The sequence below is a fragment of the Tabrizicola sp. genome (assembly GCF_031377265.1).
Taxonomy (GTDB): Bacteria; Pseudomonadota; Alphaproteobacteria; order Rhodobacterales; family Rhodobacteraceae; genus JAUYQR01.
The window spans coordinates 1-22,372 of record NZ_JANMET010000362.1; the positions used below are offsets into that span (position 1 = coordinate 1).

Genomic DNA, 22,372 nt, shown 5'->3' on the forward strand with positions numbered 1-22,372 from the left:
CGATCCCCCGCAAACCAGGTGGTGCCAAATTCCACCGGCACGCCCCGCTCATCGACATTCACCGACACCGACCGCAGGATCGGCGCGCCTTCCGAAACTTGCAGTGCCAAGGCAATCACCGGCGCAGCCAGCTTCGCCGTAAGCCGGGTCGAAGCCCGGGTATAGTCGCCCAACCCACACGCCGCCAACGCTGCGGTAACCGATTGCTGCACTTCCATCAGCGCCAGAAGATCAGGAAACCGGGCCGCCGGCATGACCGACCGGAACACCGCCATCGGTTGGCCATCTGCCGAGGAAACCCCTTCGATTACATGTACTTCTGCACCGAGCGTCATACCAAGAGCTTCGGCTTCGCGCGCGTTGCAGGCCCGCGTTTCCAACAGGCTGATGCGCCGCGAAGGTGTGCGCCCAGATGCCGCGACGTTCTGGTGAAACCGCACCCGGCGGCCCAGAGCATAGTCCGTAGGCCGCATCGTGACATAGACCCCGGACCCCCGTCTTGCATGCACGGTTCCGGCCTCAGCAAGCCCAGCCAGCGCCCGACGGATGGTGTGGCGGTTGACCCCGAACCGCGTGGCCAATTTGGCTTCGGTCGGCAGTTGGTCGCCGGGCCTGTACTGCCCTGCGGCAATCTCCGAAGACAGGCTGTCGGCGATGGACTTCCAGATCGCACTGCGTGGCATGATCAGCCCCCGTCATCAAAACTTCATAACTCCAACGTTGCGCCCGCCCAGCGTTGGCGGTAGTTATTTGTCTAGTTGTATAGATAACTAGACAAATCCGCAAGCTGTTGAGGCCCCGATGACCGCCCCAAATATTGATCGCCGGAACTGGATGTCGGTTCTCGCCAAGTCCGCCCCGGCCCGCCTGTCCGCGCTGATCCCCGATCTGCCGGCGCACAGTCTTTTGCGTCCGGCCGAGGTGGGCGCAGTGATGGTGCGGGGCCGGATGGGCGGCACTGGGGCCGCCTTCAACTTGGGTGAAATGACCATCACCCGTTGCTCGTTGCGCTTGGCCTCGGGCGAGGTTGGGCATGCCTGGGTGCAGGGTCGGGACCGCGACCATGCTACCCGTGCCGCCGTCGTGGACGCCCTGATGCAGTCCGACCGCGCGCCAGAAATCGCCGCTGCTGTCGTCGCCCCGCTGGCTGCCGAAGCGGCCAGTACCCGCCTTGCGCGTGCCAGCAAGGCTGCGGCAACCAAAGTGGATTTCTTCACGATGGTCAGGGGAGAAGACCAATGACGCCAGATGCCTTGACGGGTGGCTTTACGGACGCCCCGGTCCAGTCTGCACGCGCCTTTCGCGCCGTTTTAGATGCCATGGCGCAGCCAGGCATGATCCGGCAGGTCGAGGGTGCCGCGCCGCCCGCCCCACTGTCGGCTGCGGCGGGCGTGGCCATTCTTACACTGGTCGACGGGACCACCTCCCTGCATCTTGCCGGGGCGGCCAACTGCGTGGCAGTGAGAGATTGGGTGACCTTTCACACCGGCGCGCCACTGGTGAGCGCGGAGGCTGCGGATTTTGCCGTGGGCAGCTGGGACGCGTTGAACCCGGTGTCACGCTTTCGCATCGGGCGACCGGATTACCCGGATCGTTCGGCCACATTGATCATCGAAGTGCCCATACTGCACGCATCTGGGGCGCGCCTGACAGGCCCCGGCATCCAGGCCGCAGCACAGCTGTCACTGCCCGATATCGAAGCGTTTCAGGCCAATCGCGCCCTGTTCCCGCTTGGCTTCGACACGATCCTGACCTGCGGCACCAGCTTGGCCGCCCTGCCCCGATCAACCCGTGTGGAGGACGTCTGATGTATGTGGCCGTCAAAGGCGGTGAGCGCGCCATCGACAATGCACATGCCTGGCTGGCCGAGGAACGCCGTGGCGATCAAGATGTGGCCGAGCTTTCGATCCCGCAAATTCGCGAGCAGCTGAAGCTCGCGGTGAACCGGGTGATGGCAGAAGGCTCGCTGTACGACCCGGATCTGGCCGCGCTGGCGATCAAGCAATCGCGGGGTGATCTGATCGAGGCGATTTTCCTGATCCGCGCCTACCGCACGACCCTGCCACGCCTCGGTGCCTCGACCCCAGTGGACACTACCGCGATGACCGTGGACCGCCGGATTTCCGCGACGTTCAAAGACCTTCCGGGCGGGCAGGTTCTGGGGCCGACGTTTGACTACACGCACCGGCTTCTTGACTTCAAACTTGCCGCAGAAGGTGGGCCACCACCGGCACCGGCGACTGCCCCCGCCTATCTGGGTCCGGTCCAACATGTGACCGAGTTTCTGAACCGCGATGGGCTGATACAGGAAGAGCGGCCGGATGACGCCGTGCCGCCGGACCTGACCCGTACGCCACTGGAACTGCCCGCCAGCCGCCCGCTTCGGTTGCAGGCAATGACGCGCGGCGATGAGGGGTTCATCCTGTCGATGGCTTATTCAACCCAGCGCGGCTATGGCCGCACCCATGCCTTTGTGGGAGAGCTGCGCATCGGTCGGGTGGCGGTAGAAATGGACATCCCCGAACTGGGATTTGCCATCGAGATCGGCGAGATCGAGCTGACCGAATGTGAAACGGTGAACCAGTTCAAGGGCAGCAAGATCGAACCACCGCAATTCACCCGAGGTTATGGTCTGGTTTTCGGGCAATCCGAACGCAAGGCGATTGCGATGTCTTTGGTCGACCGTGCCCTGCGCTGGGAAGAACTGGGCGAGGATTTCATCGGTGCCCCGGCGCAGGACGAGGAGTTCATCCTGTCGCATTGCGACAACATCCAGGCGACCGGGTTTCTGGAACACATCAAGCTGCCGCACTACGTCGACTTCCAGGCCGAGTTGGAAATGGTCCGCCGCCTGCGCAACGAAGCGAGCGCCGCAAGAGAGGCCGCAGAATGAGCGATCAAGCCTATAACTTCGCCTATCTCGACGAACAGACCAAGCGCATGATCCGGCGTGCGATCCTGAAAGGTATTGCGGTTCCCGGCTATCAGGTGCCCTTCGCCAGCCGCGAGATGCCGATGCCTTATGGCTGGGGCACCGGCGGCGTGCAGGTAACCGCCGCCTGCCTGACCCCCGAGGACCGGCTCAAGGTCATCGACCAGGGTGCCGACGACACCACCAACGCGGTGTCGATCCGCAAGTTCTTTCAACGCACCGCCGGAGTTGCGGTGACTGAGGCGACGCAGGAAGCCAGCATCATTCAGACCCGCCACCGCATTCCCGAGGTGCCGCTGACCGAGGGGCAGATCCTAGTCTATCAGGTACCGATCCCGGAGCCTCTGCGGTTTCTGGAGCCGCGCGAGACCGAGACGCGCAAGATGCACGAGTTGGAAGAATACGGGCTGATGCACGTAAAGCTGTATGAGGACATTGCGCGCCATGGGCAGATCGCCACCGCCTACGCCTATCCCGTTAAGGTGGAAGGGCGCTATGTGATGGACCCCTCACCTATCCCCAAGTTCGACAACCCGAAACTGGGCGGCAACCCTGCGATCCAGCTGTTCGGGGCCGGGCGCGAACAGCGTATCTACGCGATACCGCCCTATACGAATGTGGTCAGCCTCGACTTTGACGACCATCCGTTTCAGGCCACCAAGGCTGCGCATGACTGTGACCTTTGTGGCTCGGCCGACAGCTATCTGGACGAGGTCATCACCGATGATCAGGGCAGCAGGATGTATGTCTGCTCGGACACCGATTTCTGCGCTGGGCGGCGGACCGCGGGCTGCACCGGGCGCCTATCCGCGGCCGAGCAAAAGGGAACCTTGCCATGAACGCGCTTGCAAAGCTGTCCACAACCGAAGCATCGCCATTGCTGTCTGTTCATTGGCTGACCAAGCGATACGGCACCCGGATTGGTTGCTCAGAGGTCAGCTTCGAGCTGTTTCCCGGCGAGGTTCTGGGGATCGTCGGGGAAAGCGGGTCGGGAAAGTCGACGCTGTTGTCCTGTCTTGCCGGGCATCTGAAACCCGACTTCGGGCGCATATCCTTTGACGGTCGCGATGTGCTGAACATGGGCCAGCCGGAGCGGCGGCGTCTGGCGCGCACCGATTGGGCCTATGTCCACCAAAACCCGCGCGACGGGTTGCGGATGGGCGTGTCAGCCGGGGGCAATGTCGGCGAACGGTTGATGGCAGTGGGCGCCCGCCACTATGGCGACATCCGCAGCAAGGCGACAGATTGGCTGGGCCGGGTAGAGATCGCCGCCGACCGGATCGATGACCGGCCAACCGCGTTTTCCGGAGGGATGCAGCAACGGCTGCAGATCGCCCGCAATCTGGTGACCGGCCCGCGGCTGGTGTTCATGGACGAACCGACCGGCGGGCTTGACGTGTCGGTGCAGGCGCGGCTGCTTGATCTGCTGCGCGGGCTGGTGCGGGATCTTGGTCTGTCGGTGATCATCGTGACGCATGATCTGGCGGTGGTGCGGCTGCTCGCTGATCGGTTGATGGTGATGAAATCCGGCAAGGTGGTCGAGCAGGGCCTGACCGATCAGGTACTGGATGATCCACAGCATGCCTACACCCAGCTTCTTGTGTCTTCCGTTTTGCAGGTTTAGCCGATGATCCAGATATCCAACCTTTCCAAAGCCTTCACGCTGCACAATCAGGGTGGCACGGTGATCCCGGTGATGGCCGGGGCAGAGCTGAGCGTTGCTCCGGGCGAATGTGTCGGTCTGACCGGGCAGTCGGGTTCGGGCAAATCTACGTTGATGCGCATGGTCTATGGCAATTACCTTTCGGACGGCGGGTCGATCCGCGTGGGTTCGCTGGATGTGGCCACAGCTGAACCCCGGCAGATCATTCGTCTCAGGCGCGAAACCTTGGGCTATGTCAGCCAGTTTCTGCGGGTGGTGCCACGGGTGCCGACGCTTGATGTGGTCTCGGAACCGCTGTTGCAACTGGGCGCCAGCCCGTCCGTGGCCCACGCGCGGGCGGCAGAACTTTTGTCGCGCCTTAACATTCCCGAACGGCTTTGGTCACTGTCCCCCACCACGTTTTCCGGCGGCGAGCAGCAGCGCGTCAATATCGCGCGCGGCTTTGCACACCCCTACCCTGCACTGCTGTTGGACGAACCCACAGCCAGCCTTGATGCCGTGAACCGCGATGTGGTGCTTGCCTTTATTGAAGAGGCCAAGGCGCGCGGTGCGGCGATCCTTGGCATCTTTCACGATGAAGGCGCACGTGTCCGGGTTTGCGACCATTTGGTTGACGTGACGCGCTTCACGCCGGGTATCGCCGCATGACACGGCTGATCGCCATCGTTGGGCCTTCGGGCGCGGGCAAGGATACGCTGATCGCCGGGGCGATTGCGGCGCGGCCAGAAATCAGACTGGTACGGCGCGTCATCTCTAGGCCCGCGGCCGCGGGCGGCGAAGACTACGAAGGGGTAAGCGAGGTCGAGTTCGCCCGTCGCCGTGCAGCTGGGGATTTCGCGTTGGATTGGCAGGCGCATGGGCTGCACTACGGCATTCCGAAGGCTGCACTGGCGCAGGGCGGTGATGTTGCCTTCAACGGTTCACGCGCGGCGCTGCCAATTGCGCTACAGCGCTTTCCCGATCTGAAGGTCATCCTGATCACTGCGCCGGATGCGATTCTTGCCCAGCGCCTTGCAGAACGCGGCCGGGAAGCTGCGGCCGATGTTCAGCAACGCCTCGCCCGTGCCGCGTTTACGCTTCCCGATGGGGTCAGTGCCGAAGTCGTGGTCAATGACACAACACTTGAGGTTGGGATCGCCCGATTGCTGGCAGCGCTTCAGCCGGAAAGGGCGGCGCGGTGAAGCAAGTGGAACTTCCCCTCGCCATCTTCGCCAAACAGGCAGAGATCCTCGATCACAAAGGGACGCGGCAGGACAGGTGCGAAGTGGTGCCTGACGGTTGCCGCGACCACCTCTTTTTCGACCGGCTGCAGACGCGAGGTCAGGGTCATGTGGAACTGGAACTCTTCCATCACATAAGGGTATCCCCAGCGCTCGAACAATGCAGCTTGCCGCGAGGACAAGAGTTCTGGATGGCGTTTCAGACGGTCCGAAGCCGTGAGAGGCGCGCGCAGGGAATCCGTGCCCTCGACCACCGCCGCTGCAAGCGCCAGCACTTCGCTTTCGCAGCCATCAAGGGTCAGGGCGAGAAAGCCCTCGATGCTATCCAGCCGCAGTCCGTCGCAGCGTGCCGGTTGCAAACGGGTGGCCAAAGCATCGACTGCGGCGCGAACCTCTTGTTCGCTCAGCCCATCGGCGAGGCGGAACGGTGCGCGGATCGTGCCATGAAACCCGTACTTTCGCGGCGCCACCGTGATGTCCGGCATGGGTATCGGCAAACCGGGCAAATCAGGGTGCGGAAGTGTTATTCCGGCGACGGTATCCCATCCCAGCCAGTGCGCAGCCCTATCGGCAAAATTGCCAGGACGCGGGGCATAGTAGACAGCATAACGTTTCATCGTTTCCATAGGTTTCGACCTAGTCAGGCACTGTCACATCCATGTGACAGTGCCATGCCATTCACCCCGGTTCTTACCATGATCGCAAGACAGGACTGCACGCCATGACGAATATCATTCTTGCCAATGCCACCCTTGTCCTGCCGAATGAAGTGGTACGCGGTTCGATCATGTTGGCCGATGGATACATCGTCGAGATCGACCAGGGTTCGGGCGTTCCCGCGGGTGCGGTCGATTGCCAGGGCGATCTGGTGATGCCCGGCCTGATCGAGCTGCATACCGACAATCTGGAGCGCCATATCGAGCCGCGCCCACGCGTGAACTGGCCGCATCAGGCGGCCATCATCGCCCACGACGCCGAGCTTGCTAGTGTTGGCATCACCACGGTGTTTGATGCCCTGCGGGTCGGGTCCGTGGTATCCGATTTGAAGGCCAACTACGGTGAATACGCCCGCGCGTTGGCCGACGAGATTCTTGATCTGCGGACCAAGGGTGCGTTGCGGATCAACCACTTGCTGCACTTGCGGGCAGAGGTCTGCTCTGAAACCTTGATCGACGAGATGGCGAAGTTCGGACCGGGCGACAGCATCGGCATTGTCAGCCTGATGGACCACACACCAGGTGAGCGGCAGTTTCGAGATGTGATGAAGCTGAAGGATTACATCTGCGGCAAGCACGGTCTGTCGGATGACGGATTTCTGGAACACGTCGCCGGCCTGCGCCTGCTGCGCGACAAGGTTGGCGCACTGCACGAGACGACCGCAGTAAGCGAGGCACGTCGTTACGGCGCCACGCTGGCAAGCCATGATGACACAACTGCGCAGCAGGTGGCGGTTTCTGCGGAAAACGGTGCACATTTTGCCGAATTCCCGACGACCGCCGAGGCCGCACAAGCCTGCAGGGATCATGGCATTCTGGTGATGATGGGCGCGCCAAACCTGATCCGGGGCGGATCGCATTCCGGCAATGTCGCGGCCGCTGATCTGGCCGAAGCTGACCTGCTGGACATTTTATCGTCGGACTATGTGCCGTCGTCCCTGCTGTCAGGGGCGCTGATGCTTGGCGATCTTTGGGGCGATGTGGCGCGTGGGATAAGCACGGTCACCGCCGCGCCTGCGGATGCCACGGATCTGACCGACCGAGGCCAGTTGAAAGCGGGATTGCGCGCCGACCTGATCAGGGTCGCACGGGTGGGTTCCACCGGCGTCGTGCGCGGCGTTTGGGTCTCAGCCAATCGCGTGGCCTGACACCAACTTAGGTCAGCCCTGTGCCAACCGGTGCTCAACGACGGGTGGCAGCACGCAAAGCATCTCGTACAACAGGTTCGCCCCGATCAGGGCCGTGTTGCCGGACGGATCGTAAGGCGGCGACACTTCGACAAGATCGCCACCGACCAAGTTCAGACCGGCGCAGCCGCGCACGATCTCGAGCCCTTGCCAGATCGTCAGGCCACCGGGCTCTACGGTGCCGGTGCCGGGTGCGAAAGACGGGTCCAGACTGTCGATGTCGTAAGACAAGTAGACCGGCGCGTCACCGATCCTGGCGCGGATTTCGGCCATCAACGGGGTCAGAGACTTGTGCCAGCACTCTTCGGCCTGAACCACTGTCCAGCCTTGCTTTCTGCCCCAGTCAAAGTCTTCGGGCGCATAACCGGTGCCGCGCAGGCCAATCTGGAACACCTTGTCATTGATCAGACAGCCATCTTCCCAGGCGCGGCGAAACGGGCAACCATGCGCAACTTTTTCGCCGAACATCGTGTCGTTGATATCGGCATGGGCATCGACATGGATCAGGGCAACCGGACCATGCCGCTTTTTCATCGACCGCAGGATTGGCCAGGTCAGCGTGTGGTCGCCACCCAGCGTCAACGGGATCACCCCATGCGACAACACCTCGTCATAGTGCGCGGTGATGATGTCGACCGTCTTTTTGAGGTCAAAGGTGTTGATCGCCACATCGCCGATATCTGCGACCTGCATCGCCTCAAAAGGCGCGGCGCGCGTGGCCATGTTGTAAGGGCGCAGCATCCGGCTTTCGTCGCGGATCTGGCGCGGGCCCAGCCGGGTTCCGGGCCGGTTCGAGGTACCGTGATCCATCGGAATTCCGATGAAGCAGGCATCCAGCCCTTCAGCCGTGGCTTGTGTGGGCAGCCGCATCATCGTGGCCGGCCCACCAAAACGCGGCATCTCGTTGCCGCCAAGCGGTTGATTGGTGATCCTTGGGTTGGTCATCGCGGCCCCTGCTGCAGAGTGGTTGGGGATCAGCATGGCGCGACGAGGTCGAAAACACCATGCCCCAAAGCCCGCGCGGCCGGGTTCGCCGGTTTCTTGTAACGCAAAACGGGATCAACCGGCATTGCGTAGCATCAGGTTAATCAGAATAGCCGCGTGGCGCGACCTGGTCAGGTCAAGCGTCGAACATCCCGGCGTAGATCCGGCGCAGTTCCGCCTTCTGCACCTTGCCCATCGCGTTGCGCGGCAGCTCAAGCAAGACAATGATCCGCTTTGGAATTTTGAACGCCGCCAAATCATTCCGTAGCGCCAGCCGCAGGGCCTCGGGGTCTGGCGCTGCACCGACTGAGGCGAGGATACAGCCAACCACAGCTTCGCCAAAGTCGGGGTGTGGCAGGCCGATGACCGCCGATGCTGCGACGCCGTCCAACTTGTCCAATGCCGCCTCGACCTCGGCTGGATAGACGTTCAAACCGCCCGTGATCACCAGGTCCTTGGACCGACCCAGAATGCTGAGATACCCGTCGGCATCAAACGCCCCCATGTCGCCGGTGATGAAATAGCCATCCGCCCGAAATTCCTTGGCGGTCTGCTCGGGCATCCGCCAATAGCCGTGAAAGACGTTTGGGCCTTTGACCTCGATGGACCCGGTTTCACCTTGGGTCACCGCATGTCCGGTGGTCGCGTGGGCAATGCGCACCGACACCCCTGGCAAGGGCCTGCCAACGGTGCCGGGCCGCCTCGTGCCATCAAAGGGGTTGGTGGTGATCATGCTGGTTTCCGTCATCCCGTAGCGTTCCAAAATGCGGTGGCCGGTTCGCGCCTCCCACGCCGCAAACGTCACGGCTGAAAGCGGTGCAGAGCCGCTGATGAACAGTCGCAGCGGGGCTGCAAGCTGCCGGGTCAATCCCGATTCTGCCAGAAGTCGGGTGTAAAACGTGGGCACACCCATCATTACGGTCGCCCGGGGCAGCGCGCGCAGCACGTCTTGAGGAACAAAGGCATCCTGAAAGATCATCGAAGCGCCGGAGTACAGAACGCAGTTCGTCGCCACAAACAGCCCATGCGTGTGAAACACCGGCAAGGCATGCAGCAGCACGTCTTGCGGTTGGAAGTGCCACATCTGCACCAGCGCCTCAGCGTTTGAGGACAGGTTCTTGCGGCTCAACATCACCCCTTTTGACCGCCCGGTGGTGCCAGAAGTGTAAAGGATTGCTGCGATATCGTCAGGCGCATGGGTCGGGCCTGCAAATTCCGCAACCACCTGCGCCGCGCGTTCCGCAAGCTGCGCCAATGCGGTGACTGGCCTGCCTTCGTCCGCCAGAATATCTCTTCGCTCTGCATCGACAATGATCAACGCGGGTTCTGCATCATCCAGAAAATACCGCGTTTCCTGAAGGGTATAGCCAGGGTTCACGGGAAGGAACACCGCACCCATCCGCAGGCAGGCAAGATAAATCGTCAGCGCTGCTGCGGTCTTCTGCACTTGCAGTAGAACCCGGTCACCCCTGCGAACTCCAAGCTCTGCAAGCGCGTTTGCGAACCGCCCGGTATTGGCCAGAAGGTCCGCATAGGTGACATCACCAGCCGCATCCCGCCGCATCCAGATGCGTGCGGCGTCAGTGGCCTGCGCCCGAAGCATTGCGATAACATCGACACTCATCCCTGCGTCCCCATCCCTTCAGACAACCTCATTGCGGCACCCGAACTGTATGCGCCGATGCCATGGCCCTCGCACGGCAGCGGTCAATGTTGCTGGCCCGCGCCAGCCTGTCCAGCCGACCGTCGCACCACTTCGGATATCTGCAAAAGCTGTTTGGCGAGGGGGCTGGTCTTGCGCCAAACCATCCCGATGGTCCGCATCGGTAGCGGACTCCCAAAGCGGGCAATCGAGACGGAAGCTGATCGCGCCTCGACGGAGACAGCCATTTCGGGGATCAAGGTCACCCCAATGCCCGCCCCGACCATCTGCACCAGGGTCGTCAGAGAACTGCCGTCCATCAACTCACGCGGTTGGGCTGAGGTCATGGAGCAAAACGACAGCGCCTGATCGCGAAAGCAGTGGCCTTCCTCCAGCAACAGCAAGCGCATCTCGCGCAGCATCTCACGGTCTGGCACAGGTTTGCCTTCGTCGGATTTTGGGCGCACCAGAACGAAAGTTTCGGAAAACAGTGCCACCTCAGTCAACGACGGCTCAGAGACCGGCAAAGCTACGATTGCCGTATCAAGCCGACCATCGGCCAGGTCCTGCAACAGCTTTGGTGTCACCGTTTCGCGGATCTGGAGATCAAGTTCAGCATTCATCCGCGCCAGATTGCCGATGATAGTGGGCAGAAGATAAGGCGCTACCGTTGGGATTACGCCGATCCGAAGCCGCCCCATTAACCGGCCTTTCCAAGCGCGTGACAGGTCTTCAAGCTCATCGACCGATCGCAGAACGTCGCGCACCCGAAGTGCAAATTCTTCGCCAAATTGGGTCAGGCGCACGTGACGTGGGCCGCGTTCGAACAGCGCCGTGCCAAGGGACGTCTCCAGCTCCTTGATCTGCATCGACAACGCCGGCTGCGAGATGGAACAGACATCTGCCGCACGCCCGAAATGGCCTTGCTGAGCCAACGCCTCGAAATATCGAAACTGGCGGAGCGTGATATTGTTCATAATCCAGCCTTATCAATATGATCAGCAAATCCAACTTATCCTAATGATCAGACTTTGCTAGGGTTCCTTCATTCGCAGATTCGCCCGGTTTTGCTGCATTTCGTCGAATCGGCGGGCCGTGACAAAATTCCTAAAGCATCCAAGATGGAGAGACCCCAATGGACGGAAATGACAACGTCAGTGCAGGCAAGTGCCCGGTGATCCATGGAGTGGCAAAGCAAGCAACCCTTGGTGCACGGTCCCTTCGCGATTGGTGGCCGAACCAGTTGAACCTGAAGATGCTGCATCAGAATGCGGCAGTGGTCAGCCCGATGGCGCCATCCTTCAACTATGCCGAAGCGTTCAATTCGCTTGATCTGCCCGCGTTGAAGTCGGATCTCTATGCGCTGATGACAGATTCGCAGGACTGGTGGCCAGCTGACTACGGCCACTACGGGCCGTTCTTCATTCGTATGGCCTGGCACAGCGCCGGAACCTACCGTACCGGCGACGGGCGCGGCGGGGCGTCTTCCGGCACACAGCGGTTTGCGCCGCTCAATTCCTGGCCGGACAACGTGAACCTCGACAAGGCCCGCCGGCTGCTTTGGCCGATCAAGCAGAAATACGGCAACAAGATCTCCTGGGCCGACCTGATGGTCCTGACTGGCAACTGCGCACTGGAATCGATGGGTTTCAAGACCTTCGGCTTTGGCGGCGGCCGGGAAGATATCTGGGAGCCGGAGGAAGACATCTACTGGGGTGCTGAAGATACCTGGCTTGGCGACGCCCGCTATACCGGCGACCGAGAGCTTGAGGCGCCTCTGGCTGCGGTGCAGATGGGGCTGATCTACGTGAATCCCGAGGGCCCGAACGGCAAGCCTGATCCCCTGGCATCGGCCCGCGACATTCGCGAAACGTTTGCTCGGATGGCGATGAACGATGAGGAAACCGTGGCCTTGATCGCGGGCGGCCACACCTTCGGAAAGACCCATGGCGCGGGCGATGCCGCGCTGGTCGGGCGCGAACCCGAAGGCGCGGGCATCGAAGCGCAGGGTTTCGGCTGGATCAACAGCTTTCACTCCGGCAAGGGCGTTCACACCACCAGCAGTGGTCTTGAGGGAGCATGGACACCGACGCCGATCCAATGGGACAACAGCTATTTTGACACACTGCTTGGCCATGATTGGGACCTTACGCGCAGCCCCGCTGGCGCACAGCAATGGACGCCGAAGGACCCTGCCGCCAGAACCACGGTGCCGGATGCACATGACCCGTCCCTCCGTCACGCACCGATGATGGCCACCACCGATATCGCGCTGAAGGTCGACCCGATCTATGCGGCGATTTCGAAGCGTTTCCACGAAGACCCGGACCAATTCGCAGATGCCTTTGCCCGTGCATGGTACAAACTGACCCACCGCGATATGGGGCCGCGGGTGCGGTATCTTGGCAACGACGTGCCAGCCGAAGAACTGCTGTGGCAGGATCCGGTTCCTGCGGCCATACACAAGCTGATCGATGCCAAGGATATCGCGGCGTTGAAGTCCAGGGTCCTCGCATCCGGCCTCAGCATTTCGCAGCTGGTCAGCACTGCCTGGGCGTCTGCTGCAACCTTCCGAGGGTCGGACAAGCGTGGCGGGGCCAACGGTGCCCGTATCCGCCTTGCCCCGCAAAAGAACTGGGCGGTGAACCAGCCTGCACAACTGGCCACCGTGCTTGCCAAGCTTGAGGAAATCCAGACCGGCTTCAACGCAGCGCAATCAGCCGGCAAGGCGGTGTCGTTGGCCGACATGATCGTACTTGCCGGATGCGCGGCCGTCGAAGCCGCTGCCAAGAACGCCGGCCATGACGTGACAGTGCCATTCACGCCCGGACGCACGGATGCCACCCAAGCGCAGACCGACATCGACGCGTTTGCTGTGCTTGAACCGGCGGCTGATGGGTTCCGCAATTACCTGAAGGCCGACTATGCCCTTACCGGGGAAGAGTTGCTTGTTGATCGTGCGCAACTTCTGACGCTGACCGCGCCGGAGATGGCGGTGCTTGTCGGCGGTCTACGCGTGTTGGGCGCAAACGTCGGGCAATCACCGCATGGCGTGTTCACCATGCGGCCCGGTGCGTTGACGACGGATTTCTTCGTGAACCTTCTCGACATGCGCACGGTCTGGACCGCCGCATCTGACGCGGGGGATGTCTTCGAAGGCCGCGACCGGACCACCGGCAATGTAAAGTGGGTCGGCACGCGCGTTGACTTGGTGTTCGGATCAAACTCGCAACTTCGCGCGTTGGCCGAGGTTTACGCTTGTGACGGGGCGCAGGCTGGATTTGTGCATGACTTTGTGGCGGTGTGGACAAAGGTGATGAACCTTGATCGTTTCGACCTCACCTGACAACGGCCATCAACGCTGCCCCCGATGAAACGTCTCGGGGGCAGCAGCTGGGCAAATTCGCGTCAGCGTCGCGCTGAACAGTTTTCGACGGTGGCCATTGATGCGCCCATCCGTGCGGCTATTGCACCGTAAACGGCACCTTCGCGCGAAGAATGGTCTCGTCTTCCTTGTAGAAGGCGCGCACTTCATAGGATCCGGGCTTGATCGGCGCGATCAGCGTCGCGGTTCCCACTTCGGCGCCCTCAGTGTAAACGTATTGCAAGAAACTCATGTTGCTGCTGCCGGCTTCGGCAGTCGAGATGTAGTCGCTGGGGTCACCGAACATGCCCGAATAGGTAATCGTGATCGTTTCGCCGGGTGCGAATGTGGTCTTATTCAGTGACAACGTGGCGCGGGCTTCAAAGGACGGCTCGCCCGGGGCCGGTGTCGCAGCGCCCGCAATGGTGAACGGTATGCTGCCACGCAATATGGTTTCGTCTTCTCGGAAAAAAGCACGCACTTCGTAGGCACCGGCATTCGTTGGGCCAACAAGGGTCACCGTGCCGTCAACTGCGGCATTGGTATAGGCATATGTCAGGTAGGTGGCATTTGATGCCCCGACAGGCGCGGTCGAGACGTAGTCTTGACTGTCGCCGGACATGCCCGCGAAGGTAACAATGATCGCCTCGCCCGGTGCGTATTCGGATTTGTCGAGCATCAGGGACGCGCGCGCTTCGTCTGCGGGTCCGGCTGGTGGGATGACTGTCGCTGCATCTGGTGGGGTTGCAACGGGCGCGGCACTTCCCGCCACAGTGAAGGCAACGCTGCCGCGCAGTTCGCTTTCGTCTTCGCGGAAGAACGCACGGATTTCGTAGCTGCCGGGAGTAGACGGGGCAATCAGCGTCGCCGTCCCTTCACGAGCACTTTGCGTGTAAACATATTGCAGGTAGCTCGCGTTCGGGGACCCGATTTCGGCGGTCGAGAGATAATCCTGATCATCCCCGGACATGCCGGAAAAGCGGATCGTTATCACCTCCCCCGGCGCGTATTCGGGCCTATCAACTGCGAGAGTGGCCTCGCCGCGCTCGACCGAGAAATCCCGGCTGAGGCTGCTTTCCTCAGACCCATCACCGGGCTTCACCGTGGCTTGCAGCAGGTAGACGCCAGGCGTCAGGTTGCCATGGGTCTGGATTTCCGTTTCTGCCGCTGAGGTATCAGGGACATAGATGCCAGCCACCCACGCGTAATCGTTGGAGACGGACATGATCCCCACAGTGGCCGAAGACCCTTCTGGCAGGTTCAGAAAACTGATCCTCGGGTCGCTGCCCTCGGCGTAGCTCAGCGCGTCCAGGGTCAGCCGGGGCGCGGCGAGGATGGCGCGCGCCTCGACCGCGTAGGCACCTTCAGGATAGATCTCCAGATAGTCAGCCGCGCCAACGCCGCTTGCAGCGACGATTGACATGAAAAGATCGCTCTGATCGGGATCAGCCTCAGGTTTGAACCCCGACCGTCGCAGCATCGCGGCCCGAAAATCTGCACCATTCAGCGGACTTCCAGTCGGCGAGATGATGTCAGATAAAGCGACGACCGTTGGCTCCAGATTGCGACTGTCAGCAAAGACAATGGCAAAACCGGTTTGGCCAAAGACGAGGTCCTTGTAGACAACCGCAAAGCGCAGCGGCAGCGTGGCGCTGGCTTCGCCCAGTCGCACAACCTGCGCATCGCCAAAGATCTGCGGATCAAAGAAGTCGATCAAGACAGAGCTCGCCTCGGCCCTCGCCGCCCGCACATCAGCAATTGGAAGCGGCGCACTGCCAGCGACAGCAGTGAAATGGGCAATGGTTTGATCGACCGGAGCGGTGGTCAGAAACTGCAACTGCCCAGTCGCTCGCGTTGCAGCCGTCAGCCACAAATACTCCGCACCCGGTGGCAGATCAAAGCCCAGTTGTGCCGGATCGAAAGGCGCCGGATCAGGACCGTAGCCATCGCTCGAAGGCCGTTCCTTCACGCGTCTGGCCATCGCCTTGGCCACTGGATCAGCCGACATGAACGCCGCCGCCCAAGCCCCAGCGCGCACGTTGGAAACAGGGTCGCGCAAGAGGGCGCGAAGAACAGAGGTGTCGGCGCTGTCCGGCTGCAGCTTTCCAAGCGCATAGACCGCCGAAGTCCGTATCTCTGGGCTGACGTCGGTCAGCAGCACGCGGACAAGGTCGATGAAGGCCCCGCGGTCGCGGGTGTTTCCGGCCTCGGCCACCACATCAGCGACAAGCGCTGCGCTGCGATCTGTCGCCACTGCGCAAGCGAAGCTTTCGGCATCCTCGGCGCAAATCTTGTCTGCCATCGCGATGGCCTCCAGCGGATCCGCCCGCTCTTGCGAGACTACCGGATCGGCAAAAGCGGCAATTGCGGTCAAGAGCGCACAAGTCAAACGGACAAGGCGTGACAAATGGCTCATTTTTTGATGTAGGTTTGCATGGCTTTCTTGATCTGACCTACCCGATCGGCACATATCTCCGGATCGCCCTTGCACGCATAATCGGTGTCAGTGCAGAACGATGGCCGCAGAAAACCTGGGTTCGTCTCTGAAAGAAACCGTTCTACTCCGGTCTGCCGGGCGTAGCTTTCCACGCCTCCGACCGTTCTTGCCGCCTCGATCGCATCGACCACGAACAACACGACCTTGGTGTCTGTCGGATCAACACATCTGGTCATGATATCGCGCATACAGTTGTTCGCCGGTTGAGCGAACTTCTGGGTCAACTGGTCCATCAGTTCATCGCTGATCTTCTTTGCATTGGACCGCTCTGTGACCCAGACCGCGAAGGCATTGATTTCCTTTATGAACTCTCTGCAATTGCGGATCGGAGGTATGGTGTACTTGTTCGCTTCTTCCTTCTCGCACTCCTTCACGCGCGCAAGTTGGTCAGCAATCGCTTTTTGACGCGCTGCGGTGCTGAACGCCTTGCCATCCTTCTTTGCCTGTCTCAGCGCCTTTTCCGCATCCGCTTTCGCCTGCGCATAATCGGCCTTGGAGAAGCTGGGCTTCGACGGATCCTGACCGCATTTTGCGGCAATCTTGGTGAATGAGGGCTGCTGGTCAGTCAAATCTGCCCGCGCCGGATGGGCGGCTACGGCAAGCCAAAGGCAAACTACCGCTATCCAACGGAAATTCATATAAAAACTCCGATGCCAATCGGCTCATGGTATCATGACCATCTACGGTGTGTAAATCGGGGTCCCCGCTTCTAATAGGCGCCGTGCGTTCTCCGCCCAAGTCAGGAACGGATCAAGCTCCAGCGCCTGATCCAGCGCCCTGCGCGCCTCATCTACCTGTCCAGCATTCGCCAGCGCCAGCCCAAGCATCCCCTGCGCCAGCGCGTCCTGCGGTGCTTTGGCTACGGCATCGGCGAACAACGCCACCTCGTCACGGTACAGCCCAGCGCGGGCAAAAACCATCACCCCAAGCGACAGCGCCAGCACCACCGCAAGCCAAGGCCCAAAGCGCACCTTTGCCAGCATGATCGCACCCAGCAGCGAAAACCCGATTCCGGCCAGATACAGAGGTTTCAGCGCCACCGGATCAACCCGCCAGATCAGGCTGTTGGTCGGTAGTAGGGCGACGATCACCCAACCCAAGGCAAGGGCCGCCAGTGGCGCACGTTTGCGCCAGAAAAGCACGGCGGACGGGATCAGCAGCAACCCCGCAAGCCGCAGCACGGTCGGCGGATCGGTCCAGCCATAGCTTACTGGTTGACTGGGCAGGATGCTGATCCGCCATGGTTCCAGCCAGAGCCGGAACATCTCTGGCACCGCAAAAATATTTGCGCGCAAGGCATCCAACGGGCCACGCTGATCAAGGCTGAACCACACCAATTCCCGGTGTCGTGGCATCGCCATGATCACCCCTGCTGCCAGCAGTGCGCCCATCCAAACTGGTGCCGCCCGCGTCACCCGGACGCGAACCGTCTCTTTCTGCCCCACGGTTGCTTGCCAGATCAGCAGCAAGAGGGGCGCGACCAAAGCAGTCTCGCGTGCCAACGGTGCGAGGAATGCGCAGAAGAACGCTAGCCATGGCCGCGCCTTACGTCCCGTCGCCGCCAGTAAGGCGGCCAAGATCAATACTGCAGACAACCCCATGGATCGACCGGATACATAGCTCACGGTCTCGGTCATCGCCGGATGCAGGGACCAAAGGAGCGCAGCCAACCCGGCGATCGTAAGCGATTGCGGCGGAGCGGCCCCAGTCATACGGCTGGCGCGGTCCAGAAGCATGAAAACCAGCACAACGACGACCAGATGCAGCCCGAGGTTAACGGAATGAAAGGCCGCCGCGTTCATCCCGTGGAGTGCATCCTGCGCGGCATAGCTGGCCTTCAATAAGGGTCGCACCATGTCGGGCAGCCGATCAAGGAACGTCGCTGCCTGAGCGGACGGATTTCGCACCACATCATTAAGATCATCATAGACAAAGCCACCCCACAACGCGGGCGCATGAAAGACCAGCGTCGTCGCCACAAGTCCGAAAGTGATCAGAGGACGGAGCGGACCGGGCGTCTGCGGCCCGGTCCAGAATGGCCTAGAAACAAAGGGTAGCTGCGCCATGTGGCGTCAACTTTGCGGGCGGGTCTTCTTTGGATCGTAATGCGACAACGGCACGATCTGCGCAGGAAGACGCTTTTGCTGTCCATCCAGCTTGCCCACTTCGACCGCAGTTCCCACATCCGCATGGGCCACATCAACCCGTGCCAGCGCGATGTTCTTGCCCAACAACGGTGAGCGCATTGACGAGGTCACCACCCCAACCTGTGCGCGCCCGATATGCAGGGTGTCGCCATGGCCGACCGTCACATTGGCGTCGATGTCCAACCCCACGAATTTTGCTCGCGGATGGTCCTTACGGCGGATCAGCGCCTCGCGCCCGATGAAGTCATCGGTCTTTGACTTTAGCGGCACGGTGAAGCCGATCCCGGCCTCGAACGGATCAGTCTGGTCGCTGAAATCATAGCCCGCAAAGATCAACCCTGCCTCAATGCGCACCATGTCCAGGGCGGCAAGGCCCATCGGACGAAGACCCCTATCCTCGCCGTGGGTCCAGACCGCGTCATAGACTGCATTGCCGTCCTTTGGATGGCAGAAGATTTCAAAGCCAAGCTCCCCCGTATAGCCGGTGCGCGACACGACAACTGGCGCACCGCTCGGCCCGCCCAGACGCCCGATGGTAAAGCGGAACCACCCAAGCTCGTCGATGGTGGGTTGGTGCGGGGCTGTCCAGATTGCACGGCGCATGATCTCGCGGCTGTTCGGGCCTTGAACGGCAAGGTTGTGCAGCTGATCCGTGCTGCTGCGGACCATCGCCCGCAGGCCCAGCTTTTCAGCCTGCTCGCGGATCCAGATCGCGCCGTAATCGTCCCCACCGATCCAGCGGAAATTGTCCTGCCCCAGACGAAAAGCGGTGCCGTCGTCGATCATCCCGCCGTGGTCATAACACATGGCGGAATAGACCACCTGGCCTTGGGCAAGCTTTTTCATGTCGCGTGTCAGCACCCATTGCATCAACGCCTCGGCGTCCGGTCCGGTCACCTCGACCTTGCGCAAGGGCGACAGGTCCAGCACCACCGCTTTTTGGCGGCAGGCCCAGTATTCCTCGATCGCGCCATTCTGCGAATAGACCTGCGGCAGCCAGTAGCCCTTGTATTCCACATGGTGCCTGGTCTTGGCCGAGATACGCTCGTGGAATGCAGTTTCCTTGGTCATCTTCGGCTCCTGATCAGGGGTCGGTCGGTAGGCAACGGAACGGCTGAATTTCTCGGCCCCGGAATAGGTACGAACGTGGATGTCCGACAGATACCAGCCATTTGCGGGCGAGGTGTCGTCCGGGCAGGCGGAGTTCACGCAAACAAGGTCGGTCAGCGCGCGGAACAGAACGAAATCGCCAGGGCGCGACCACGGCTCGTCGCTGATCAGCAAGCCATGCGCGTCGATGTTGGTGTTGAAGAACAGGTTTACTGCCATCCACCCCGGACGGGAACTGACCCCATGCTGGGCTAGCGCAGTGTTGAAGTTGTCAGAACAGTTCACGTGGCCCGGATAGCCAATGTCGTCATAGTATTTGGACGCGCAGGCCATCGCAAAGGCATCATGGCGGCCGACGGTATCTTGCACAACCTCGACAAGGGGCACCCAGTCCTGATCATAGTATTTCGAATGCAGGCCCGGCATTGAATAGGCATGGCCCATCAAAGTGCGCGAGGTTGTGACATCGAGCGCATGTTCAATGCCCCGGTCCAGTTTTCGCGCATCGAAACACTGGAAATCAGTGCATTGGCGGCCATCGACATCGAGGATCTGAATGAAATCCCCCGCCTTGACAAAGTAGCTTTCCGCGGTGGCAGATTTCACCCGCAGATCGAGGATCGGATCGGCAAGGGGATCGGGAAGATCGTATCTGCCGACTTGGCGGGGCGTGGCGCGCCTAATCTCGACGGTGATCGGGGTCGCCGTATCCTGCGCATCCGGTGCCATCGGCAGCCCGGGGGCCGCCGTGATCAGCCAACCATCCGCCTGTGCCACAAGGTGCTGTGTGGCCTTTGGCGGTGTCGCTGCATCAAAAAACCGCACGCCTCCCGCCTTGGCCAGATCAATTCCACGCAGGCTCAACCCCCGGCGCAGGTGCGACAGCCCGTCGCCGGCACGGTCACCAAGCGCCAGCATCGCCTTAAGTCCACCTCCGTCCGAATTCGGCGACAGGCCCAACACGCCAGCGTCGATGCGGCCAGTCTTTGTCGCTGCGATCACTTCGACCTGCTGTCCACCTTCATCGTTGATCATTGTGATCTGGTCGCCCTGACCGATCTGCAAAAGCCACGCCCCGCCGCCCGGAACAGTCTGGCGTTCCAGTCCATGATGGCGCTGCAGATCGCGCGGGACGATTATCCGGCTGGGACGCGGCGGACCGGGGATCACGCCGGGATAAGGGCTGTCGAGCATGGCTTTCCCCTCGTGCGTTACTTTATTGAGATTAAAACTTGTTCATTCACAAGAATAGCCACAGCACCATTGTGGCACAAGCGTTGGAACGCGGGAACCGCCAACAATCCAGCACTTGCGCCCGACCACGATCCCGTCAGAGCAAGCCCCCCCTATTCCGCAGCTGGTACCTTGAAGACCACGGCATCTTGCGGGCCTGTCAGCATCCGTCGCTCATGCTTTGGGCTTACCCCGAACAGTTCCGTATAGTGGCGCGCCATCGGGGCCGAGGTCAGATACCCGACCGAAGCCGCGATATCGCGCAGGGAATCGTTGGAATAGAGCACGCGCTGGCGAGCTTTGGACAACCGGAGTTGACGGTAGTATCGCAACGGGCTTTGGCCCGTTTCACGTTTGAACAGACGCTCAAAATGGCGACCTGACATGTCTACCGCAGCGGCCACATCGGGAATGCGCAGCGGGTCTTCGACATGGTTTTCAAACAGCCTGATCGCCTCACGGATCGCAGGCAGCAGTCTGTCCGCGGTGTTTCCTGTGCGTGCGACCGGCACCTTCTGGCTGGCATTCTCATCGCGCACGAACGGATGCTGGAACCAGCAGGCGACCTCGGTCATGCACTGGCGGCCAAGTCGTTCTTCGATCAACCGCAGCATCAGATCAAAAACCGCCCCCGCTCCCGACGCCGTTATGCGCCGCTTGTCGCGCAGGACCACAGCTTCGCTGGCCTCGACCTTTGGAAACTCCGCCCGAAAAGCCGCTTCATAGCACCAATGCACTGAGCATCCGCGTCCTTCCATCAGTCCGGCGCGGGCCAAGGGAAAAATCCCACCCGAAAACGCACCCAGCACCACGCCCGTCCGCTCCAGCCAGCGAAGCCGCGCCGAGCCCGCCCGTGCATCAGCAAACTGACCCGTGGGTGGCGACAAAAGGTACAGGTGGTCCACCTCACCGCAATTGGAAAGGGTTGCATCAGGCTCGAACCGTACCTCGGCCGAAGACCGCACCGGGGATTGGCTTTCTGCCAGCAGCCGCCACTCGAATTCCTTATGACCAGTGATCTCATTCGCGGCGCGCAACGGTTCGATTGCCGAGGTCAGGCAGGCCATCGGAAAGCCCGGAAACATCAGGAAGGCCAGTCTAAGCGGGGCGTCAGTAGCCATGGCTCGTTCAGTCCTCGGGCCAGAAACCGGGTGAGGTCGGCGCGCCATCGTCATACTTGGACAGCCAAGCGACCATTGCATCACGGTTGCGCAAGAACCCCTTGTAGGCGGCCACATCCGGGTGCAGGTCGCGCACCACGCGGTGCAGGCGGCGGCCCCATTTCGGTACAGTCACCAGTTCTTCGAACTTGCCCAGATAGCAGCGGATCGAAAACGCTATCGCATTCGAACGCGGCAGCCGGAACAGCGCCTGCAATTCAACACGCAAATGCTGCTTATGGCCAAGGTTGTCTTGCGTCAGCAAGGTCTTGGTCGGGCCCCAGACGGGATAGGTTTCAGGCGCGGTATCCAGCAGCGGATTGACCGTCATGGTCCAGTTGAACCGCCGCACCGGCGAGCCGTGCTGCAGCTTCATGAGGAATTTCAGCGCACGGTCGAACACACCCTTTTCGTGCGCCAAGGGCACTGGGGCGTGCCATTCGTGAAAGTTCATGCCCACATCGAAATCGACCGACCAGTCGGCCTGGCTGGTTGCAATCCCCGCGTCCATCCAGAG

20 protein-coding genes are annotated in these 22,372 nt (G+C 61.2%); 9 read left to right on the forward strand and 11 right to left on the reverse strand.

Going from position 1 to position 22,372, the window contains the following annotated elements; genetic code table 11:
• A partial coding sequence (gene phnF / locus RMO18_RS19170) for a phosphonate metabolism transcriptional regulator PhnF (protein ID WP_309668095.1) occupies nucleotides 1-683 on the reverse strand: 683 nt, incomplete at its 3' end.
• Nucleotides 684-801: 118 nt separating this feature from the next.
• On the opposite strand from phnF, the gene phnG reads away from it, so the two are divergent.
• Genes phnG through phnN form a run of 7 tightly spaced genes read left to right on the forward strand, consistent with a single transcriptional unit; the run spans nucleotide 802 to nucleotide 5,776 of the window.
• The gene (phnG, locus tag RMO18_RS19175; RefSeq protein ID WP_309668097.1) at nucleotides 802-1,242 is read left to right on the forward strand and encodes a phosphonate C-P lyase system protein PhnG; all 441 of its coding nucleotides are present in this window, start codon (nucleotides 802-804) and stop codon (nucleotides 1,240-1,242) included.
• A complete protein-coding gene (gene phnH / locus RMO18_RS19180; RefSeq protein ID WP_309668098.1) occupies nucleotides 1,239-1,808 on the forward strand; it encodes a phosphonate C-P lyase system protein PhnH in 570 nt (189 codons plus the stop codon). Before phnG ends, phnH begins: the two co-directional genes overlap by 4 nt.
• Nucleotides 1,808-2,893, forward strand: coding sequence for a carbon-phosphorus lyase complex subunit PhnI (locus RMO18_RS19185; RefSeq protein ID WP_309668099.1), 1,086 nt, complete (start codon nucleotides 1,808-1,810; stop codon nucleotides 2,891-2,893). Before phnH ends, RMO18_RS19185 begins: the two co-directional genes overlap by 1 nt.
• A complete protein-coding gene (locus RMO18_RS19190) occupies nucleotides 2,890-3,771 on the forward strand; it encodes an alpha-D-ribose 1-methylphosphonate 5-phosphate C-P-lyase PhnJ (protein ID WP_309668101.1) in 882 nt (293 codons plus the stop codon). Before RMO18_RS19185 ends, RMO18_RS19190 begins: the two co-directional genes overlap by 4 nt.
• Nucleotides 3,768-4,556 carry a phosphonate C-P lyase system protein PhnK gene (gene phnK / locus RMO18_RS19195; protein ID WP_309668102.1) on the forward strand — a complete coding sequence of 263 codons (789 nt, stop codon included), beginning with the start codon at nucleotides 3,768-3,770 and terminating at the stop codon, nucleotides 4,554-4,556. Before RMO18_RS19190 ends, phnK begins: the two co-directional genes overlap by 4 nt.
• A 3-nt stretch (nucleotides 4,557-4,559) precedes the next feature.
• Complete coding sequence (gene phnL, locus RMO18_RS19200) at nucleotides 4,560-5,243, forward strand: phosphonate C-P lyase system protein PhnL (RefSeq protein ID WP_309668103.1); 684 nt, start codon at nucleotides 4,560-4,562, stop codon at nucleotides 5,241-5,243.
• Complete coding sequence (gene phnN, locus RMO18_RS19205; RefSeq protein WP_309668105.1) at nucleotides 5,240-5,776, forward strand: phosphonate metabolism protein/1,5-bisphosphokinase (PRPP-forming) PhnN; 537 nt, start codon at nucleotides 5,240-5,242, stop codon at nucleotides 5,774-5,776. The genes phnL and phnN overlap by 4 nt, the downstream gene beginning before the upstream one ends.
• Here the strand turns inward: phnN and RMO18_RS19210 are convergent.
• Nucleotides 5,752-6,300, reverse strand: a complete 549-nt coding sequence (locus tag RMO18_RS19210) for a DUF1045 domain-containing protein (protein ID WP_309668107.1) — start codon at nucleotides 6,298-6,300, stop codon at nucleotides 5,752-5,754. The genes phnN and RMO18_RS19210 overlap by 25 nt on opposite strands.
• A gap of 236 nt (nucleotides 6,301-6,536) precedes the next feature.
• Between RMO18_RS19210 and RMO18_RS19215 the strand changes: the two genes are divergently transcribed.
• The gene (locus tag RMO18_RS19215) at nucleotides 6,537-7,679 is read left to right on the forward strand and encodes an alpha-D-ribose 1-methylphosphonate 5-triphosphate diphosphatase (RefSeq protein WP_309668110.1); all 1,143 of its coding nucleotides are present in this window, start codon (nucleotides 6,537-6,539) and stop codon (nucleotides 7,677-7,679) included.
• A 12-nt stretch (nucleotides 7,680-7,691) separates the two neighbouring features.
• Here RMO18_RS19215 and speB read toward each other — a convergent pair whose 3' ends face one another.
• The 3 genes from speB to RMO18_RS19230 form a co-directional block, all read right to left on the reverse strand.
• Entirely contained in the window at nucleotides 7,692-8,663 is a 972-nt protein-coding gene (gene speB / locus RMO18_RS19220; protein WP_309668111.1) for an agmatinase, read from the reverse strand.
• A 175-nt stretch (nucleotides 8,664-8,838) separates the two neighbouring features.
• The gene (locus RMO18_RS19225) at nucleotides 8,839-10,326 is read right to left on the reverse strand and encodes an AMP-binding protein (RefSeq protein ID WP_309668113.1); all 1,488 of its coding nucleotides are present in this window, start codon (nucleotides 10,324-10,326) and stop codon (nucleotides 8,839-8,841) included.
• 83 nt (nucleotides 10,327-10,409) lie between these two features.
• Complete coding sequence (locus tag RMO18_RS19230; protein WP_309668115.1) at nucleotides 10,410-11,321, reverse strand: LysR substrate-binding domain-containing protein; 912 nt, start codon at nucleotides 11,319-11,321, stop codon at nucleotides 10,410-10,412.
• 158 nt (nucleotides 11,322-11,479) lie between these two features.
• On the opposite strand from RMO18_RS19230, the gene katG reads away from it, so the two are divergent.
• Complete coding sequence (gene katG / locus RMO18_RS19235) at nucleotides 11,480-13,690, forward strand: catalase/peroxidase HPI (protein ID WP_309668117.1); 2,211 nt, start codon at nucleotides 11,480-11,482, stop codon at nucleotides 13,688-13,690.
• Nucleotides 13,691-13,808: 118 nt separating this feature from the next.
• Here katG and RMO18_RS19240 read toward each other — a convergent pair whose 3' ends face one another.
• The 6 genes from RMO18_RS19240 to RMO18_RS19265 all read right to left on the reverse strand — a co-directional run.
• Entirely contained in the window at nucleotides 13,809-16,124 is a 2,316-nt protein-coding gene (locus tag RMO18_RS19240; RefSeq protein WP_309668119.1) for a hypothetical protein, read from the reverse strand.
• The gene (locus RMO18_RS19245) at nucleotides 16,121-16,843 is read right to left on the reverse strand and encodes a hypothetical protein (RefSeq protein WP_309668121.1); all 723 of its coding nucleotides are present in this window, start codon (nucleotides 16,841-16,843) and stop codon (nucleotides 16,121-16,123) included. Before RMO18_RS19245 ends, RMO18_RS19240 begins: the two co-directional genes overlap by 4 nt.
• Before the next feature lie 42 nt (nucleotides 16,844-16,885).
• Nucleotides 16,886-18,271 (reverse strand): hypothetical protein, encoded by a 1,386-nt coding sequence (locus RMO18_RS19250; protein WP_309668123.1) that lies wholly within the window; start codon nucleotides 18,269-18,271, stop codon nucleotides 16,886-16,888.
• 6 nt (nucleotides 18,272-18,277) lie between these two features.
• Entirely contained in the window at nucleotides 18,278-20,656 is a 2,379-nt protein-coding gene (locus tag RMO18_RS19255) for a DUF1989 domain-containing protein (protein WP_309668125.1), read from the reverse strand.
• 152 nt (nucleotides 20,657-20,808) lie between these two features.
• The gene (locus RMO18_RS19260; RefSeq protein ID WP_309668127.1) at nucleotides 20,809-21,816 is read right to left on the reverse strand and encodes a GlxA family transcriptional regulator; all 1,008 of its coding nucleotides are present in this window, start codon (nucleotides 21,814-21,816) and stop codon (nucleotides 20,809-20,811) included.
• 7 nt (nucleotides 21,817-21,823) lie between these two features.
• The coding region (locus tag RMO18_RS19265; protein ID WP_309668128.1) for a heme-dependent oxidative N-demethylase subunit alpha family protein at nucleotides 21,824-22,372 on the reverse strand (549 nt) is incomplete at its 5' end.

Coding starts and splice junctions, on each gene's coding strand:
- RMO18_RS19255 (WP_309668125.1), bottom strand. CDS start 20,656: ATGCTCGACAGCCCTTATCCCGGCGTGATCCCCGGTCCGCCGCGTCCC.
- phnH (WP_309668098.1), top strand. CDS start 1,239: ATGACGCCAGATGCCTTGACGGGTGGCTTTACGGACGCCCCGGTCCAG.
- RMO18_RS19230 (WP_309668115.1), bottom strand. CDS start 11,321: ATGAACAATATCACGCTCCGCCAGTTTCGATATTTCGAGGCGTTGGCT.
- phnK (WP_309668102.1), top strand. CDS start 3,768: ATGAACGCGCTTGCAAAGCTGTCCACAACCGAAGCATCGCCATTGCTG.
- RMO18_RS19250 (WP_309668123.1), bottom strand. CDS start 18,271: ATGGCGCAGCTACCCTTTGTTTCTAGGCCATTCTGGACCGGGCCGCAG.
- phnL (WP_309668103.1), top strand. CDS start 4,560: ATGATCCAGATATCCAACCTTTCCAAAGCCTTCACGCTGCACAATCAG.
- RMO18_RS19260 (WP_309668127.1), bottom strand. CDS start 21,816: ATGGCTACTGACGCCCCGCTTAGACTGGCCTTCCTGATGTTTCCGGGC.
- RMO18_RS19215 (WP_309668110.1), top strand. CDS start 6,537: ATGACGAATATCATTCTTGCCAATGCCACCCTTGTCCTGCCGAATGAA.
- katG (WP_309668117.1), top strand. CDS start 11,480: ATGGACGGAAATGACAACGTCAGTGCAGGCAAGTGCCCGGTGATCCAT.
- RMO18_RS19240 (WP_309668119.1), bottom strand. CDS start 16,124: ATGAGCCATTTGTCACGCCTTGTCCGTTTGACTTGTGCGCTCTTGACC.
- phnN (WP_309668105.1), top strand. CDS start 5,240: ATGACACGGCTGATCGCCATCGTTGGGCCTTCGGGCGCGGGCAAGGAT.
- RMO18_RS19190 (WP_309668101.1), top strand. CDS start 2,890: ATGAGCGATCAAGCCTATAACTTCGCCTATCTCGACGAACAGACCAAG.
- RMO18_RS19210 (WP_309668107.1), bottom strand. CDS start 6,300: ATGCCGGACATCACGGTGGCGCCGCGAAAGTACGGGTTTCATGGCACG.
- speB (WP_309668111.1), bottom strand. CDS start 8,663: ATGACCAACCCAAGGATCACCAATCAACCGCTTGGCGGCAACGAGATG.
- RMO18_RS19225 (WP_309668113.1), bottom strand. CDS start 10,326: ATGAGTGTCGATGTTATCGCAATGCTTCGGGCGCAGGCCACTGACGCC.
- RMO18_RS19245 (WP_309668121.1), bottom strand. CDS start 16,843: ATGAATTTCCGTTGGATAGCGGTAGTTTGCCTTTGGCTTGCCGTAGCC.
- RMO18_RS19185 (WP_309668099.1), top strand. CDS start 1,808: ATGTATGTGGCCGTCAAAGGCGGTGAGCGCGCCATCGACAATGCACAT.
- phnG (WP_309668097.1), top strand. CDS start 802: ATGACCGCCCCAAATATTGATCGCCGGAACTGGATGTCGGTTCTCGCC.